The 16,334-nt window shown below is 71.1% G+C and carries 18 protein-coding genes; 5 read left to right on the top strand and 13 right to left on the bottom strand.

Annotation, left to right across the window (positions count from 1 at the left end; translation table 11 throughout):
- Window positions 1-132: 132 nt before the first annotated feature.
- Window positions 133-783, bottom strand: coding sequence for an HAD family hydrolase (locus tag HJD23_RS34985; RefSeq protein ID WP_171117458.1), 651 nt, complete (start codon window positions 781-783; stop codon window positions 133-135).
- A gap of 69 nt (window positions 784-852) precedes the next feature.
- On the opposite strand from HJD23_RS34985, the gene HJD23_RS34980 reads away from it, so the two are divergent.
- Both HJD23_RS34980 and HJD23_RS34975 read left to right on the top strand, forming a co-directional pair.
- Window positions 853-1,212, top strand: coding sequence for a hypothetical protein (locus HJD23_RS34980; RefSeq protein WP_171117456.1), 360 nt, complete (start codon window positions 853-855; stop codon window positions 1,210-1,212).
- Window positions 1,193-1,627, top strand: a complete 435-nt coding sequence (locus tag HJD23_RS34975) for a hypothetical protein (protein WP_171117454.1) — start codon at window positions 1,193-1,195, stop codon at window positions 1,625-1,627. Before HJD23_RS34980 ends, HJD23_RS34975 begins: the two co-directional genes overlap by 20 nt.
- Before the next feature lie 44 nt (window positions 1,628-1,671).
- Here HJD23_RS34975 and HJD23_RS34970 read toward each other — a convergent pair whose 3' ends face one another.
- From HJD23_RS34970 to HJD23_RS34960, 3 genes are all read right to left on the bottom strand, one after another.
- A complete protein-coding gene (locus tag HJD23_RS34970; protein WP_171117453.1) occupies window positions 1,672-2,169 on the bottom strand; it encodes a GNAT family N-acetyltransferase in 498 nt (165 codons plus the stop codon).
- A 44-nt stretch (window positions 2,170-2,213) separates the two neighbouring features.
- Window positions 2,214-2,720, bottom strand: a complete 507-nt coding sequence (locus HJD23_RS34965; protein ID WP_171117451.1) for a sigma-70 family RNA polymerase sigma factor — start codon at window positions 2,718-2,720, stop codon at window positions 2,214-2,216.
- A 75-nt stretch (window positions 2,721-2,795) separates the two neighbouring features.
- Window positions 2,796-3,968, bottom strand: a complete 1,173-nt coding sequence (locus HJD23_RS34960) for a glycerophosphodiester phosphodiesterase (RefSeq protein ID WP_171117448.1) — start codon at window positions 3,966-3,968, stop codon at window positions 2,796-2,798.
- A 332-nt stretch (window positions 3,969-4,300) separates the two neighbouring features.
- Here HJD23_RS34960 and HJD23_RS34955 point away from each other — a divergent pair, with 332 nt between their 5' ends.
- Window positions 4,301-4,975: a lysophospholipid acyltransferase family protein gene (locus HJD23_RS34955; RefSeq protein ID WP_171117447.1), complete on the top strand. Its 675-nt coding sequence runs from the start codon at window positions 4,301-4,303 to the stop codon at window positions 4,973-4,975.
- Window positions 4,976-5,117: 142 nt separating this feature from the next.
- Here the strand turns inward: HJD23_RS34955 and HJD23_RS34950 are convergent, their stop codons facing one another.
- The 9 genes from HJD23_RS34950 to HJD23_RS34910 form a co-directional block, all read right to left on the bottom strand.
- Window positions 5,118-6,353 (bottom strand): ATP-binding protein, encoded by a 1,236-nt coding sequence (locus HJD23_RS34950; protein WP_171117445.1) that lies wholly within the window; start codon window positions 6,351-6,353, stop codon window positions 5,118-5,120.
- Window positions 6,350-7,258, bottom strand: coding sequence for a DUF58 domain-containing protein (locus HJD23_RS34945; RefSeq protein WP_171117442.1), 909 nt, complete (start codon window positions 7,256-7,258; stop codon window positions 6,350-6,352). Before HJD23_RS34945 ends, HJD23_RS34950 begins: the two co-directional genes overlap by 4 nt.
- Window positions 7,255-8,229 carry an AAA family ATPase gene (locus tag HJD23_RS34940; protein WP_346770347.1) on the bottom strand — a complete coding sequence of 325 codons (975 nt, stop codon included), beginning with the start codon at window positions 8,227-8,229 and terminating at the stop codon, window positions 7,255-7,257. Before HJD23_RS34940 ends, HJD23_RS34945 begins: the two co-directional genes overlap by 4 nt.
- Window positions 8,230-8,237: 8 nt before the next feature.
- Window positions 8,238-8,459, bottom strand: a complete 222-nt coding sequence (locus HJD23_RS34935; protein WP_171117441.1) for a hypothetical protein — start codon at window positions 8,457-8,459, stop codon at window positions 8,238-8,240.
- Between the two features lie 92 nt (window positions 8,460-8,551).
- Complete coding sequence (locus HJD23_RS34930) at window positions 8,552-10,081, bottom strand: MFS transporter (RefSeq protein WP_171117440.1); 1,530 nt, start codon at window positions 10,079-10,081, stop codon at window positions 8,552-8,554.
- Window positions 10,078-10,629 (bottom strand): TetR/AcrR family transcriptional regulator, encoded by a 552-nt coding sequence (locus tag HJD23_RS34925; RefSeq protein ID WP_221751094.1) that lies wholly within the window; start codon window positions 10,627-10,629, stop codon window positions 10,078-10,080. Before HJD23_RS34925 ends, HJD23_RS34930 begins: the two co-directional genes overlap by 4 nt.
- A gap of 82 nt (window positions 10,630-10,711) precedes the next feature.
- The gene (locus HJD23_RS34920; protein ID WP_171117436.1) at window positions 10,712-11,683 is read right to left on the bottom strand and encodes an aldo/keto reductase; all 972 of its coding nucleotides are present in this window, start codon (window positions 11,681-11,683) and stop codon (window positions 10,712-10,714) included.
- 162 nt (window positions 11,684-11,845) lie between these two features.
- Complete coding sequence (gene argH, locus HJD23_RS34915) at window positions 11,846-13,282, bottom strand: argininosuccinate lyase (RefSeq protein ID WP_171117434.1); 1,437 nt, start codon at window positions 13,280-13,282, stop codon at window positions 11,846-11,848.
- A 101-nt stretch (window positions 13,283-13,383) separates the two neighbouring features.
- A complete protein-coding gene (locus tag HJD23_RS34910) occupies window positions 13,384-14,577 on the bottom strand; it encodes an argininosuccinate synthase (RefSeq protein ID WP_171117432.1) in 1,194 nt (397 codons plus the stop codon).
- A gap of 206 nt (window positions 14,578-14,783) precedes the next feature.
- On the opposite strand from HJD23_RS34910, the gene HJD23_RS34905 reads away from it, so the two are divergent.
- Together HJD23_RS34905 and HJD23_RS34900 are read left to right on the top strand one after the other, a co-directional pair.
- A complete protein-coding gene (locus HJD23_RS34905) occupies window positions 14,784-15,617 on the top strand; it encodes a hypothetical protein (protein ID WP_171134104.1) in 834 nt (277 codons plus the stop codon).
- Between the two features lie 113 nt (window positions 15,618-15,730).
- A complete protein-coding gene (locus HJD23_RS34900; protein ID WP_171113527.1) occupies window positions 15,731-16,315 on the top strand; it encodes a pyridoxamine 5'-phosphate oxidase family protein in 585 nt (194 codons plus the stop codon).
- Window positions 16,316-16,334: the final 19 nt, after the last annotated feature.

Raw genomic sequence — 16,334 nt, 5'->3', positions numbered from 1 at the left:
GCGAGCACCGGGCGTCATGGTCGCCTCGGTCGCAGGGATGCGGCTGCTCGTCGTGGTCATGCGATCAGTAAAGCAGACGTATGAAGCCGACCAAGAACCGCTGTCCGCATTGCGGACAGCGGTGGACAGTCGTCAGTCCCGGGTGGAGATCTCCACGCCGTCGGCGGTGACCAGGGCGGACAAGGCCGACAGGTCCTCGACCACCAGGTCGGCGGCCAGCTCGTGGGCGGGGTGGGTTGTGGCCAAGGCCACGGTGATCATCCCGGCGGCGCGGCCGGCCCTCAGTCCGGCGGGGGCGTCCTCGAAGACGACGCACGCGGCCGGGTCGACGCCCAGTGCGCGGGCGGCGAGCAGGTACGGCTCGGGGTCGGGCTTGCCGTGGGTGACGTCGTCGGCGGCGATCAGGGTCTTGGGGAGGATGCCGACGGCGTCCAGGCGGGCCTCGGCCAGGCGGCGGGTGGCCGAGGTGACGACGGCCCAGCGGTCGGCGGGCAGGGCGGTGAGGAAGTCGTGCGTGCCGGGGAGCAGATGTACGCCGCCGTTGGGTACGTCCGCCACCTCCAGCATCTCGATCCGCGCGACGGCCTCCGGGACGATCTCGGGCGGCAGCAGGTCGGCGGCTATCTCGGCGGCGGTCCGGCCGTGCAGCTCGATCTGCGCGAAGCGCTCCGCGGTGATGCCGTACTCCCCCGCCCAGCGGGTCCAGCAGCGGTGGACGGATTCGAGGGAGGAGACGAGAGTGCCGTCGTTGTCGAACAGGAGGGCTTGCGCGCGGATCTTCATGCCCTCGACCCTACGGGGCACCGCGGGGGCGGCCGCATCAGGCCTTTTGGCCCGTAATAGGGTCGCTGCATGCTTGATGCCCTGACGGTGGCGACCGCGGTCGCCGCGCTGTTGCTCGGCGCGTGGTGCGGGTGGGCCGCGTACCGTGACGAGCCGACCAAGGACTGGCACTTCATCGGGATGGCCGTGGTGTCGGTGCTGGCGTTGGTGCAGCTGGTGGTCGGCGTGGTGCAGCTGGCGCGCGGCGAGCGGCCGGAGCAGGGGACGACCATCTTCGTGGCGTATCTGCTGGGGGCGTTCGCGTGCGTCCCGGCCGCCGGGTTCATGTCGCTGGCCGAGCGCTCCAAGTGGGGTTCGTTGACGGTTGCCGCCGGCGGTGTGGTGCTGGCTGTCCTGGAGGTGCGGCTCTATGACATCTGGGGAGGCTGAGGTGGCGAGCGCGGCGAAGTCCCGGCTGATCAGCGGGCCCGGGATGCTGCTGGTGTGGCTGTACGGCGTGATGGTCGTCGGGGCGGTGTCGCGATCCGTGTTTCAGATCGCGACGGAGTTCGACAAGGCGCCGCTGGCTTATTCGCTGTCGGCGGTTGCCGGTGTCGTGTACGGGTTCATCACGTACTCGTTGGTGCGGGGTGGGGAGACGGCGCGGCGGGCGGCGTTGGTGTGCTGCGGGGCCGAACTGCTCGGGGTGTTGACGGTGGGTACGTGGACGCTGGTGGAGCCGTCCGCGTTTCCTGACGCGACTGTGTGGTCCGACTTCGGCATGGGGTACTTGTTCATTCCCGTGCTTTTGCCGGTCACTGCGATGTTCTGGTTGCGGAGGGCGCGGGCCGAGCAGCCTGGTTGAGCCGCATATCGATACAGCCCCGCGCCCCTGAAGCCGGCTGTGGTTCACGCCGTTTGCACGAAGGAACCCGCGGGCTTCTCCAGCACGATCATCGGGACTCCGTCCGCGCCCTTCGACGTGCCCACCGTCTCGTAGCCCACCTTGCGGTACAGGCGGAGGTTGCCCTCGCTGCGGTGGCCGGTGTGCAGGCGGAAGCGCTTGGCGCCGTGCTGCTCCGCGAGGGCCGTTTCAGCCGCGCGCAGCAGCCTCGCGCCGATGCCGTGACCCTGGAGGCGGGGGTGGACGCAGAGGCGGCTGATGGAGGCCGCGCCGTCCTCGGTGATCGTGCCGCGCACCGAGCCGACCACCTCGTCGCCGAGCCGGGCCACGAAGACGCAGTCCTCGGCGACCTCCTGACGGACCGAGTCGAGGGGCTGGACGAGCGGGTCGATGCGGTAGTTGCCGTACAGCGCCGCCTCGCTCTGGAAGCACAGGTACTGCAGCTTGAAGATCTGCTCGACGTCCCGATCGGTCGCCTCGGAGATGATCACGCTCATGCCCATGTGTGCACGCCTCCCGCTCACCTGTTGCTTGTTGTCCCTCACTCCTATCCCCGTGCTCCGCGAGCCGCAACCTCCGAGGCCAGCAATCGCCGCAGACATCCCAGACATCTGGAACGTTCCGGCCCGAGACTCCCCTGTGAGATACCCAACTCCCCCGCGATCTCCCGGTATGTGAGGTCGTTGGGGGACATCAGGGCTTCCAGGAGGGCGGGGCAGCGGCCGGGCAGTCGGCGGACCGCCGCGCGCAGGACCCGGGCGCGGGCCGCGGTGAGGGCGAGCTGTTCGGGGGTGCGGGCGGCCTCGTCGGCGGGTTCGGTGTCGTACGGCCGTTCGCGCCGGGTCGTACGACGGGAGCGGCGGGCCTCGAAGCGGACGGCGCGGCGCAGCCAGCGCTCGGGGTCGCGGGGCGGGCCGTCGGCGTCGAGGAGTTCGAGGAGGCGGAGCCAGACCGCCTGTTCCAGGTCGCCGGGCTCGGTGCCGGCGGCGTGCGCCTCGGCGGAGGCCTCGGCGGCGAGCAGGGGGCGCAGTGAGGTGAGCAGGTCGTGCGTCATATGCGGCACGACGCGGCCGCCCGGGCGGTGGGTTGCCCGGGCGGCCGACTGTCACCCCGACCGGGGTGGGATGGTTCAGTTGTTGACGAAGTCCTCGCGGGCCAGCAGACCGGTGTCCGGCTGGTCGGTGAAGATGCCGTCGATGCCGGTGGCGAAGTACACCTGGTAGGCCCCGAAGACATCGCCGTAGGCGTCCGCGTCGGTGCCCTTGCGGAAGTTCGCGGGCAGGAACGGGTTCTCGTTGCGCAGGGTCCAGGGGTGCAGCTTGAGGCCGACCTTGTGGGCGTCGGCGACGAGGGTGGTCGGCCGGGTCAGGCGGCCCGCGCTGTCCTTCGGGATGATCAGGTCGAGGGTGGGGCCGATGCCCTGGGCGTAGGAGGCGATCTCGCGCAGACCGGCCGGCTTGATCAGGTCGGCGACGGTGCGCGGGTCACCGTTCTCGACGAAGTCCCAGGGGCGGGTGCTCGCGCCGGACAGCAGCACGACGAGCGGGTTGTCGACCAGCTTGTGCAGGCGCTGGATGCTGGTCGGCTCGAAGGACTGCAGGATGACCGGCGAGTTCCACCGGTCCTTGCGGTACTTGCGCAGCAGCTTGGCGACCCGCTCCTCCAGGGAGAGGCCGAGCTTGCGGAAGTACGTGGGGTGCTTGAGCTCGGGGTAGATCCAGACCTGCTTGCCGCGCTCGCGGGTCTGCTCGTCCTGCCACTGGAGCACCTCTTCGAAGGTGGGGATCCCCCAGCGGCCGTTGTAGAGGGTGTTGTGCGGGCGGTTGGCCGGGATGCGCTCGGTGGCGCGCAGGGTCTTCAGCTCGGCGAGGGTGAAGTCCTCGGTGAACCAGCCGGTGGTGGAGACGCCGTCGAGGACCTTGGTGGTCTTGCGGTCGGCGAACTCGGGGTGGTCGGCGACGTCCGTGGTGCCGCCGATCTCGGGCTCGTGCCGGCAGACGAGGTGACCGTCCTTGGTGGGCACCAGGTCGCCGGCCTCGACGATGTCGGCGCCCATGTCGAGGGCCAGCTGGTAGGAGCCGAGGGTGTGCTCGGGGCGGTAGCCGCTGGCGCCGCGGTGGGCGACGATCGTCGGCACGGGCAGGCTCTTCATTCCTCGGCCTCCATGACGCACATCGGCTCTCGCCGTGCCGGACAGACCGAGGACGGCTCCGCCCGCGCCGAGCACGGCAGCGCCGAGGAGCGCCCGTCGCCCGGTGTGCGCCTGCTCCTGCGGCTGCTCGTTCGACTTGTGCGTTCCCATCAGCGGCCTCCCTGCCGTGCATGTCATCGGTGCTGGCAGATCGTAGGGGTGTCGATATGTCAGCCGGGAGGCCGCATTTCGAACGCGTGGCTGACGATGGATGACGATGGATGTCGTGGCCTGGACGCGATGTCGGTCACATCGTCGCCGCCGGGTTACGCGTAGGCTGCGGGACGCCACCGCAGGTAAACGTACGTCAACAGTGCGTAAGACCTCGGTGAACCCGATGTCCCCGATGTGCGTTTGTCCGGGGGCCGCGAGTATCGTCCTCACCTGCACAGACTCACAACCTGCACAGACTCCTACCGAGTCCGTCGACCCCGGAGGGCCCGTTGTCCCGCTTCGCGCTCATCAAGGCAGTGCTCGGTCCGATCATGCGCCTGATGTTCCGCCCCCGGGTGGAGGGTGTGGAGCACATTCCGGGCGACGGCCCGGTGATCCTGGCCGGCAACCACCTCACGTTCATCGACTCGATGATCCTGCCGCTGGTCTGCGACCGTCAGGTGTTCTTCATCGGCAAGGACGAGTACGTCACCGGCAAGGGCCTCAAGGGCCGGCTGATGGCGTGGTTCTTCACCGGCGTCGGCATGATCCCGGTCGACCGCGACGGCGGCAAGGGCGGGGTCGCGGCGCTGATGACCGGGCGCCGGATCCTGGAGGAGGGCAAGGTCTTCGGCATCTACCCGGAGGGCACCCGCTCCCCCGACGGCCGCCTCTACCGGGGGCGCACCGGTATCGCCCGGCTCACCCTGATGACCGGCGCGCCCGTCGTCCCGTTCGCGATGATCGGCACGGACCGGATCCAGCCGGGCGGGGCGGGCTTTCCCCGGCCGGCCCGGGTGACGGTGCGCTTCGGTGAGGCGCTGGAGTTCTCCCGGTACGAGGGGATGGACCGGGACCGGTACGTGCTGCGGGCCGTGACGGACTCCGTGATGACGGAGGTCATGCGGCTGTCCGGGCAGGAGTACGTGGACATGTACGCCACGAAGGCGAAGGAAGCGGCGTAGCTCCGCTGGTTGCGCCGGGGGCTCGGGGGCTGCGGGTAGTCCTTTGTCTGCGGATTCGTTGTGGCGGGTCGCGGCCGCGCGGCGGAACCGCGTGTTCAACACAGCCCCGCGGCCCCTGATGGGCTCATCTGAAGGGGCGCTTTCAAAGGGGCGCCGTCTGCGGTGGTCCACCATTCCCGCGGCCGTCTTCCGTCGTCGGGAACCACAGGACGAACGTCGAGCCCTCCCCCACGCGGGAGAAGAGGCGTACCTGGCCGCCGTGGGACTCGACGATCTGGCGGACGATCGCCAGGCCCAGGCCCGCGTGGCGGTCGCGGCTGCCGCCGTTGCCCCGGGCGCGCCAGAAGCGGTCGAAGACGCGGGTCTGGTCGTCGTCGAGGATGCCGGGGCCCTCGTCCCGTACGGCCGTCCACAGCCAGCCGTCCGAGCGGCCGGCCGCGACGGTGATGCGGGTGCCGGGTGGGGCGAGTCGTACGGCGTTGGAGAGCAGGTTGCCGACGGCGCGGCGCAGGGCGTCGTGGTCGCCGATGACGGTCAGGCCCGGGGTCAGCCGGCGGTGCAGGGTGAGGCCGCGTTCGGTGGCGAGCGGGGCGAACTCCTCGCAGGCCTCACCGGCGGCCGCCGCCAGGTCGACGTCGGTGTCGGCGAGGGCGGGGGCGTTGCGGCGGGCGGTGGCGAGCAGGTCCTCGACCAGCCGGGTCATCCGGGTCGTCGCCCGGTCCACGCTCCGCGCGGCGGCGCGCCGTTCCTCCTCGTCCGACTCCTCGGAGGTCAGTACGGCGTCCACGTTGGCGCGGATGATCGCGAGGGGGCTGCGCAACTCGTGCGAGGCGTCGTCGACGAGCTGGCGCTGGGCGCGGAAGGCCTCGTCGAGGCGGTCGAGCATGGAGTCGACGGTGTCGGCGAGTTCGCGCAGCTCGTCCTTGGGGCCGGTCAGCCGGATCCGCTGGGACAGGTCGGTGGCCTGGATCTCGGCGGCGGTGCGGGAGATGGCGCGTACGGGGCGCAGCACACGGCCGGAGAGGATCCAGCCGATGACCAGGCTGGCGATGGCGAGTCCGCCGAGCAGGGCGAAGGTGGCCTCCATGGAGGCGGAGACGTCGAAGGCGACGACGATCGTGGCCCGTTCCCTCGGCACCTGGACCTCGGCGGTCGGCCGGGCGAACCCCACGACCAGCAGCGCGAGCATGGCGCAGAAGGCCGCGGCCGGGACATGCCGCCGCCGGCCGGGCCGGTTCGGGGCGACCTTGTCCAGCAGGTCGAGGTTGGTGAAGCGGACGGCGTACCGGCTGCGCCGGCGCTGTGTCAGCACATACGCGGCGATCAGCGCGGCGAGCGGCAGGAGCAGCAGCAGCCAGCCGGGGGAACGCAGGCTCATGCCGCGCCTCCTCCCGTGCGCCGGCGCTGCGCCGCCACGTGCCGCACGATGTCCCGCACCCAGTCCCGGTCCGTGCGCAGCCGCAGATGCGCGGCGCCCGCCCGGCGGACGGACTGCCGGATCAGCGCCCGCTGCTCCAGCGCGGCCGCGGCGTAGCGCTCGCGCAACCGCCGTGCGTGAGTGGGGACTTCGCGTCGCCGCCCGGTCTCCGGGTCCACCACCGTGAGCAGCCCGACGGCGGGCAGTTCCAGCTCCCGTGGGTCGACCGTCTCGACGGCGAGGACCTGGTGACGGTGGGCCACGGTGCGCAGCGGCCGCTCCCAGCCGGTCTCCAGGAAGTCGGAGACGACGGCGACCAGGCCCCCGGAGGGCAGGGCACGCAGGGCGTGCAGCGCGTCGGCGAGGGTGTGCTCGGGGACGCCGGGCGCGACGCGGGGGCGGTCGAGGGCGGCGCGCAGGATCGCCAGCAGGTGGCGGCGGCCGGTACGGGGCGGGATGCGCTGGATGCCGTAGGGGCCGGTGATCTGTGCGCCGAGTCGGTTGCCGGCCCGTTCGGTGAGGAACGCGACGGCCGCCGCCGCGCCCACCGCGAGGTCCCGCTTCTCCATCCGCGCGGTGCCGAAGTCCATGCTGGCGGAGGCGTCGAGGACGATCCAGGTGGTGAGTTCGCGGTCGGCGAGGGTGCGGCGGACGTGCGGGACGGTGGTGCGGGCGGTGGCGTTCCAGTCCATCCGGCGGACGTCGTCGCCGATGACGTACGGACGCGTCTCGGAGATCTCGCTGCCGGGCCCCGGCACGAGGGACGCGTGATCGCCCTGGAGGAGTCCGTCGGGGCGGCGGGTGAAGAGCAACTCCAGGTGCCTGAGTGCCTGCTCGGGAGTGAGTTCGCGCAGCGTCGGGGTCATGCGACCGCCTCCTCGGCCGCCTGGCGCGGGCTGATCCTGGGCTGCTCCACCACCGCGAGCACCTCGTCGACGATCTCGCCCGCGGAGATGCCGTCGGCGAGGGCGTCGAAGGAGAGGACCAGGCGGTGCGCGATGACCTCGTGCGCCAGGTCGTGCATGTCCTCGGGCAGGACGTAACCGCGGCCGCGCAACAGGGCCAGCGCCCGGGCCGCCGCGACCAGGCCGAGCGTGGCGCGCGGGCCCGCGCCGTGCGCCACGCGGCTGCCCGGTCCGGCGAGTTCGCGGGTGGCGACGACGAGACGTACGGCGTACTCGGCGACCGCGTGGTGCACGAACACCTCGTCGGCCGTGCGCTGGAGCGCGACCAGGCCGTCCGGGGTGAGGACGCGGCGCGGCCGGGGCGGGTCGACGCTCATCCGGTAGAGGATGGCCAGTTCCTCCGACTCACTGGGCGCGGCCACGTCCACCTTGAGCAGGAAGCGGTCGCGCTGGGCCTCGGGTAGCTGGTAGACGCCCTCGGACTCGATGGGGTTCTGGGTGGCGAGCACGAGGAACGGCTGGGGGACGGGGAGGGTGGTGCCGCCGATGGAGACCTGGTGCTCGCCCATCACCTCCAGGAGCGCGGACTGCACCTTGGCGGGGGCGCGGTTGATCTCGTCGGCGAGCACGACGTTGGCCAGCACCGGGCCCGGCTCGATGTCGAACGCCTCCTGGGAGGGGCGGTAGATGCGGGTGCCGGTGATGTCGGAGGGGACGAGGTCGGGGGTGAACTGGAGGCGGGCGAAGTGCCCGCCCGCGACATGCGCGAGGGTCTTCGCGGCGAGCGTCTTGGCGACGCCGGGGACGCCTTCGAGCAGGCAGTGGCCGCGGGCCAGGACCGCGGTGAACATCCGCTCCACCATGCGGTCCTGGCCGACGATCACCCGCTTGACCTCGAAGAGGGCCTCTTCGAGGAGCTTGCCCTCCGGGATCCGGGCGGTCACAGCGCCGAGGCGGGGTCGGACGTGGGGGTCACGGTGCTGCCGTCCTTCCAGGGGCAGTCCTCCCGGTCCGCCGCCGCGCCGCCCTCCTCGACGACGAACCTGATCTGCTCACGCGGCGCCTCGTCACCGTCGGCCGCGAGCGCGACACCGCCCCCTGCGAGGCCGGCGACGGCCAGGACGGAGGCGGTGACGAGGGCCTTCTTCGTACGACGTGTCATGGTCGGTGGCTCCTTCAGCCGTGGGATACGACATCGGGTACGGAGCCAGACCATCAGGCGAAGCCGAAAACGGACTTAAAGCCTTACGGCCGTCAGTGCTCGACCGCCCCCTCCAGCCGCTGCCCCCGCAGCAGGAACCACCCCGCCACTGCCGCCCCCAGCAACACCACGGCACCCACGCCCGACGCGAGCGTCAGACCGTCGACGAAGGACTGGCGGGCCGCGTCCAGCAGCTCGCCGGACGTGTGGGCGGGCAGGCCCGCGGCCACCTCGACCGCGCCGCCCAGCGACTCGTGCGCGGCCTGCGGGGTGCCCTCCGGCGCGGCGAAACCCTTGTAGACGCCGGTCACGATCGAGCCGAGCAGGGCGATACCGAGGGCGGCGCCGAGTTCGTACGCCGTCTCGGACACCGCCGACGCGGCGCCCGCCTGCTCCTTGGGCACGGACGCGAGGATCACGTCGGCGGTCACCGTGAACGAGAACCCGGCACCGACACCGACGACCAGCAGCGCGGCCCCGAGCAGCGGATACCCGGTGTTCTGGCCGACCAGGGTCAGCGCGCCCAGCGCCAGGCCGACGGCGGCGAGTCCGCCCGCCACCACGGCCCGCACCGAGTACCGGCGGGCCGCCCGCCCGGCGACCAGACCGGCCGCCACCGCACCGAGCGCGGCGGGCAGTTCGGCCAGGCCCGCCTCGAACGGCCGCCGGTCCTGGACCAGTTGCAGGAACTGCGAGAGGAAGAAGACCAGGCCGGACATGCCGAGGATGGTCAGCAGGTCGGCCAGCACCGCCCCGCTGAAACCGCGGTTGCGGAACAGCCGCATGTCCAGCAGCGGCGCCGGGAGGGTGAGCTGACGCCGTACGAAGCCGTAGAGCGCGCCGGCACCCAGCAGGCCCGCGGCGAGCGCCTCCCAGCCGAACCCGTGCGTGGCGGCCTCCTTGACCGCGTACACCACACCGATCATGCCGACCAGCGACAGCACGACGCTGAGCAGGTCCCAGGGGCCGGGGCTCGCGTTCTTCGACTCGGGCAGCAGCTTGATGCCGACGAGGACGAGGACCACCATCACGGGCAGGTTGATCAGGAAGACCGAGCCCCACCAGAAGTGCTCCAGCAGGAAGCCACCGGCGATCGGACCGACCGCCGTACCGGCGGACGCGGTGGCGCCCCAGATGCCGATGGCGAGACTGCGCTCGCGCGGGTCGTGGAAGAGGTTGCGGATCAGGGCGAGCGTGGCCGGCATCAGCGTCGCGCCCGCGACTCCGAGCAGCGCCCTGGCCACGATCAGCAGCTCCGGCGTGGTCGCGTAGGCGTTGAGCACGGAGACCGCGCCGAACGCCGTGGCGCCGATCAGCAGGATCCGCTTGCGGCCGATGCGGTCGCCGAGGCTGCCCATGGAGACGAGCAGACCGGCGATCACGAAGGAGTAGACGTCACCGATCCACAGCAGCTGGGTGCCGGACGGGCGGAGGTCCTCCGATATGTACGGGGTCGCGAGGCCGAGCACGGTGGCGTCGACGGCCACCAGCAGCACGGCGAGCACGAGCACGGACAGCGCGAGCCAGCGGCCGGGGCGCTTCACCGCCTCGTGCGCGTTCGCCGACTGCAGGGTGCTGGTCATGATTCCTCTCTCCGTGTCGCACCGCCGAGCAGCAGCTCGACGATCATGTTCTGGAAGTCGTTCGCGGCGACCTTGCCGTCATGCACCGACCAGGCCCCGGCGGCGATCAGGCCGTAGAGGGCCTCGGTGAGCCAGGCGGGGGTCAGGTCGATGCGGAACTCGCCGCTGTCCTGGCCGCGCCGGAACAGTGCCGAGACCCGGGCGTCGAGCCGGGCCCACCCCGCGTTCTGCTCCTCGCCCTCGAACAGCTGGTTCTCGGTGTAGAGGAAGGAGAGGAGTCCGGCCGCGGGCTCGATCTCGCGCACCAGCCGCCGTACGGCGTCACTGGCGCTGCCCTCGTCCAGCCGGGCCGCGTCCAGCGCGGCCTCGCACTCGGCGATGCCGAGCGCCTCCAGCGCCCGGACCAGCGCGTCGCGCCCGGCGAACTGGCGGTGCAGCGTGGCCCGGCTGATCCCGGCGGCCTTGGCGACCTCGTCCATGGTCGCGGTGGATTTGCGGGTCAGCAGTGCTGCGGCACTGCGCAGTACGTGCTCTCGATCGACGGCCATGAGACAACCATAGCCCACATGAGACATCCATGTCTCACCATAGGCATGCGGGGCTCACAATCCGTCGTCCGGGTGGTGTGTCTCAGTGCCAGGGCAGCTGCCCGCGGCGCTCCCAGTACGCCCGCGGTTCCTCGACGAGCGCGGCGAGCCGCGCCAGCTGGTCGTCGTCGAGGTCCACGACGGCGGCGTGCAGGTTGGAGGCGAGCTGGACGGTGGTCGCGGCGCCGGAGAGGACCACGCCGGCCCAGGGCTCGCGCAGGATCAGGGCGAGGGCTACGGCATCACAGCCGAGTGACGTTTCCGCCGCTACGGCCTTCAGCGCGTCCGGCGCGTACGGCTCGGCGAGCCGCCCGTTGGCCATGCCCTCCTTGACGATCACCGTGAGCCCGGCGTCGTGGGCCTCGGCGAGGGCGGGGGCGGCCGAGGTCTCCAGGGCGTTGTAGGTGGACTGGACGGTACGGAAGGGACGCTCGCCGTCGACCGTGACCTCCAGCGCCGCCCGGATCGCGTCGGCCTGCGCGGGGCCGCTGGTGGAGAAGCCGATGGTCAGGCCCTGGGCGGCGGCCTCGGCGAGCCTGGCGTGCAGGTCCTTGTCGGTGAGGGCGGGGCTGTCGGGGGTCACCGAGTGGATCTGGTAGAGGTCGAGCCGGTCGCCGAGCAGTGCGGTGCTCTCGGCGCGCTGCCGTTCGAAGGTGGCGAGGCTGTGGTCCTTGACCTCGTGCTGCTCGGCGGTGGTGGACCAGTCGGCGGTGTAGGTGTATCCCCACTTGCTGCCGACGACGATGTCGTCGATCTCGGGGTGGGCGTTCAGCCAGTCGGCGAGGAACTCCTCGGAGCGGCCGTAGGAGCGGGCGACATCGAAGTAGCGCACGCCCTGGGCGTAGGCGGCGTCCAGCAGCTCGTGGGTGCGGGTGCGCAGCGTCTCGACGCTGCGGTCCTCTCCGAGGTCGTGGTCCCGGCCGAGGTTGATGTAGCCGGGGCGGCCGATTGCGGCGAGGCCGAGGCCGATGTGGCAGGTGGCGGTTGTTGCTGAGGCCAGGCGGGCGAAGGGCATCGCGGGCTCCGTCGTGTCGGCTCCTGTTCGGCTTGCGACCAACGTAACCCGTGATGACCTTCGCTTCAGTGCTCGGTTTGTGCGGTGGTTCGGCGGGTGCGGGTTGTGTGTGGCTTGTCGCGCCCGCGCGGCGGAGCCGCAAATCGATACAGCCCCGCGCCCCTAGAGGGCGCTCCCCTTGGCGTTCGCCCATTCGTGCTGGGCGGCCACGTCCGCCTTCACCTCGGCCAGCTGCACCGCGACCGCGCTCGGTGCCGTACCACCGCGGCCGTTGCGGGACGCGAGGGCGCCCGGGACGTTGAGGACCGAGCGGACCTCCGGGGTGAGGTGGGCGGAGATCTTCGCGAACTGGTCGTCGGTCAGCTCGTCCAGTTCCTTGCCCTCGGCCTCGGCGGCCTTCACGCACTCACCGGCGACCTCGTGCGCGACCCGGAAGGGCACGCCCTGCTTGACCAGCCACTCGGCGATGTCCGTGGCGAGCGAGAACCCGGCCGGGGCCAGTTCCTCCATGCGCTCGCGGTGCACGGTGAGGGTGGCCATCATGCCGGTGAAGGCGGGGAGCAGGATCTCCAGCTGGTCGATGGAGTCGAAGACCGGCTCCTTGTCCTCCTGCAGGTCGCGGTTGTACGCGAGCGGGAGGGCCTTGAGGGTGGCCATCAGGCCGGTCAGGTTGCCGATCAGGCGGCCGGACTTGCCGCGCGCCAGCTCCGCGATGTCGGGGTTCTTCTTCTGCGGCATGATCGACGAGCCGGTGGAGAAGGCGTCGTGCAGGGTCACGAAGGAGAACTCCTTCGTGTTCCAGATGATGACCTCCTCCGCGATCCGGGAGAGGTTCACGCCGATCATCGCGGTGATGAAGGCGAACTCGGCGACGAAGTCCCGGGAGGCCGTGCCGTCGATGGAGTTGGCGGCGCTGCCGTGCTCGAAGCCGAGGTCCTTCGCGACCGCCTCCGGGTCCAGGCCGAGGGAGGAACCGGCCAGGGCGCCCGAGCCGTACGGCGACACGGCCGTCCGCTCGTCCCACTGGCGCAGGCGTTCGGCGTCCCGGGACAGGGACTGCACATGCGCGAGGACGTGGTGAGCGAAGAGCACCGGCTGGGCGTGCTGGAGGTGGGTGCGGCCCGGCATCGCGACGTCCGGGTGGGCCTCGGCGAGGCCGATCAGGGCGTCCTGGAGGTCGGCGATCAGGCCGCCGATGGTGCGGGCGTGGTCACGCAGGTACATGCGGAAGAGGGTCGCCACCTGGTCGTTCCTCGACCGTCCCGCGCGCAGCTTGCCGCCGAGGTCGGGGCCGAGGCGCTCCAGCAGGCCGCGCTCCAGGGCGGTGTGGACGTCCTCGTCGGCGATGGCACCCACGAACGAACCGTCGGCGACGTCCGCTTCGAGCCGGTCGAGCCCGTCGAGCATCCGGCTCAGCTCGTCGTCCGTGAGCAGGCCCGCCTTGTGCAGCACGCGCGCGTGCGCCCGCGAACCGGCGATGTCGTAGGGCGCGAGTCGCCAGTCGAAGTGGACCGACGCGGACAGCTTCGCCAGGGCCTCGGCGGGACCGTCGGCGAAACGGCCGCCCCAGAGCCGTACGTCACCGCTGTTGCTGCTCACTTGCGTTGCTCCTCAAGGCTGTCGATGTGCGACCGCCTCCCCGGCCCAAGGGGTCGAGGAGGCGGCTGTCAGGCTAGTGCGTGCGAGGGGTCGTCGGCCGGTTACGCCAGGTCGCGCTTGGCGGCGATCTTCGACGACATGCTGTAGATGTCGATGAAGCCCTTCGCCGCGGACTGGTCGAACGTGTCGCCGGTGTCGTAGGTCGCGAGGTTGAAGTCGTACAGCGAGGACTTCGAGCGGCGGCCCGTGACGACGGCGCGGCCGCCGTGCAGGGTCATCCGGATGTCGCCGGAGACGTGCTGGTTGGCCTCGTTGATGAAGCCGTCCAGGGCGCGCTTGAGCGGGGAGAACCACAGGCCGTCGTAGACCAGCTCGCCCCAGCGCTGCTCGACCTGCCGCTTGTAGCGGGCGAGTTCACGCTCGACGGTGACGTTCTCCAGCTCCTGGTGGGCGGTGATCAGGGCGATCGCGCCCGGGGCCTCGTACACCTCGCGGGACTTGATGCCGACCAGGCGGTCCTCGACCATGTCGATCCGGCCGATGCCCTGGGCGCCGGCGCGCTCGTTGAGCTGCTGGATGGCCTGGAGCACGGTGACGGGCTTGCCGTCGATGGCGACCGGGACGCCCTCCTTGAAGGTGATGATCACCTCGTCGGGCTCGCGCGGGGTGGCCGGGTTCTGGGTGTACTCGTAGATGTCCTCGATCGGGGCGTTCCAGATGTCCTCCAGGAAGCCCGTCTCGACGGCGCGGCCGAAGACGTTCTGGTCGATGGAGTACGGGGACTTCTTGGTGGTCGCGATCGGGAGGTTCTTCTCCTCGCAGAACGCGATGGCCTTGTCCCGGGTCATGGCGTAGTCGCGGACCGGGGCGATGCACTTCAGGTCGGGGGCGAGGGCGACGATGCCGGCCTCGAAGCGGACCTGGTCGTTGCCCTTGCCGGTGCAGCCGTGGGCGACCGTGTCGGCGCCGTGCTTCTTGGCGGCGGCGACGAGGTGCTTGACGATCGTCGGCCGGGAGAGGGCGGAGACCAGCGGGTAGCGGTCCATGTAGAGGGCGTTGGCCTTGATCGCCGGGAGGCAGTACTCCTCGGCGAACTCGTCCTTGGCGTCCGCGACCTCGGCCTCGACGGCACCGCAGGCGAGCGCGCGCTTGCGGATGACGTCCAGGTCCTCGCCGCCCTGGCCGACGTCGACCGCAACGGCGATGACCTCGGCGCCCGTCTCCTCGGCGATCCAGCCGATGGCGACGGAGGTGTCCAGACCGCCTGAGTAGGCGAGTACGACGCGCTCGGTCACGGGGTTTCTCCTCACACTGCATTCGCTGACATGCATGAGTATGCAGGAGTCTGCATGGTTCGTCAATCTCCGGGTTCCGGGCAGTGTCTCCGGGTGCCGGGCAGGGAAATCCGCGCGAGCGTTGAACGCCTGAAACCGCTTACCCGTACTCCTCACCGAACGCCGGCGCCCCATCAGTCACACCACACCCCTAGTGAGGCTTTCGCATGTCCAGGGCTCTTCCGAAGTACCACAAGCGCCGCATCGCGATGATCGGCGGCGCTTCCGCGGTGGTGTTGTCCGGGGCGTTGATCGCCGGCTCCGCCTTGGCCGGGGAGACGTCCAAGAACAACGCGGCCCAGGCATCGACGAAGGCGGCGGCCGGCACCATCAGCTGCCCGGCGGTGGCGCCCAGCCTCCCGGCGGTCCCCGCCTCCGCGAAGGCCGAGGTCGACCGCAATCTCGCCCTGCTCAACACCCAGATCGCCGAAGCCAACAAGCGCCTGCGCGAGACCGTCGGACAGGGCGGACCCAACTTCGTCCAGAACGCCATCCTCGGCCCGCTCAAGGACAAGCGGGTCGCCACCATCAACCGCATCGCCACGGCGATCGGCCGCACCGCCGCCCGGCCGCAGGGCCTGGACTCGCTCGCCCCCTGCACGCTCGGCGCGGGCGGAGCGACGAACAACGCGGGCGGCAACGCGGCCCCGCCCGCCGCACCGGCCGCCGGTCAGGCGAACGGCGGCAACACCGGCGGCAACACCGGCGCGGGCACCATCTCCTGCCCCGACGTGGCGTCCCGCCTCCCGGCGGTCCCCGCCTCCGCGAAGGCCGAGGTCGACCGCAATCTCGCCCTGCTCAACACCCAGATCGCCGAAGCCAACAAGCGCCTGCGCGAGACCGTCGGACAGGGCGGACCCAACTTCGTCCAGAACGCCATCCTCGGCCCGCTCGCCTCCAAGCGGACGGCGGCCATCGACCGGATCGCCATCTCCATCGGCCGTACGGCCGCCAAGCCCCAGGGACTCGCCTCCCTGGCCTCCTGCACGCTCACCAAGTGACGTGACAGGCGCTGTGGCCGCCCCGTTGGAGCGCCGGCCGGGGCGGCCACAGCGGAACAGCCGTACGGAAATCTCTTAGGCAGGTGAACTACCTTCCCGGATAATCACGTGCCATGGGAAAGACGTATGAGCGCATCGACGGCAGGCTCCGTTCGTTCATCGAGGAGCAGCCCCTCTTCTTCACCGCGACCGCCCCGCTCTCCGGCGACGGCACGGTCAACCTCTCCCCCAAGGGCCTCAAGGGCTCGTTCGTCGTGCTCGACGAACTCACCGTCGCCTACCTCGACTTCGCCGGTTCCCACGCCGAGACGGTCGCGCATCTGCGGGAGAACGGGCGGATCACCCTCATGTGGTGCGCGTTCCAGGGCCCGCCGAACATCGTCCGGGTGCACGGCCGCGGTGAGCCGGTGTTCCGTGACGATCCGCGCTTCGGGGAGCTGCTCGCCCGCTTCCCGGACATCGACGCGAGTGTGCACGGGCTGCGCGCGATCATCGTCGTGACGGCCGAACTCGTCCGGGACAGCTGCGGTTTCGCGGTGCCGCTGATGACGTACGACGGCGATCGCGAGCTGCACGGGCGGCGCTTCGCGCGGGAGGACACCGCATCGCTGAGCGCGTACTTCGCGGGCAAGGAGCACATCGCCACGAGCATGGACGGGCTGCCCGGGGTGCCGCTGCCGCTGGCTCCCTATGCCTGAACCCGTTCGCGCCCGAGCG

The sequence above is a fragment of the Streptomyces sp. Z423-1 genome (genome assembly GCF_013009255.1).
Taxonomy (GTDB): domain Bacteria; phylum Actinomycetota; class Actinomycetes; order Streptomycetales; family Streptomycetaceae; genus Streptomyces; species Streptomyces gossypiisoli.
Note: the sequence above shows the minus strand (reverse complement) of the source record. Positions and strands in the feature narration are given on the sequence as shown.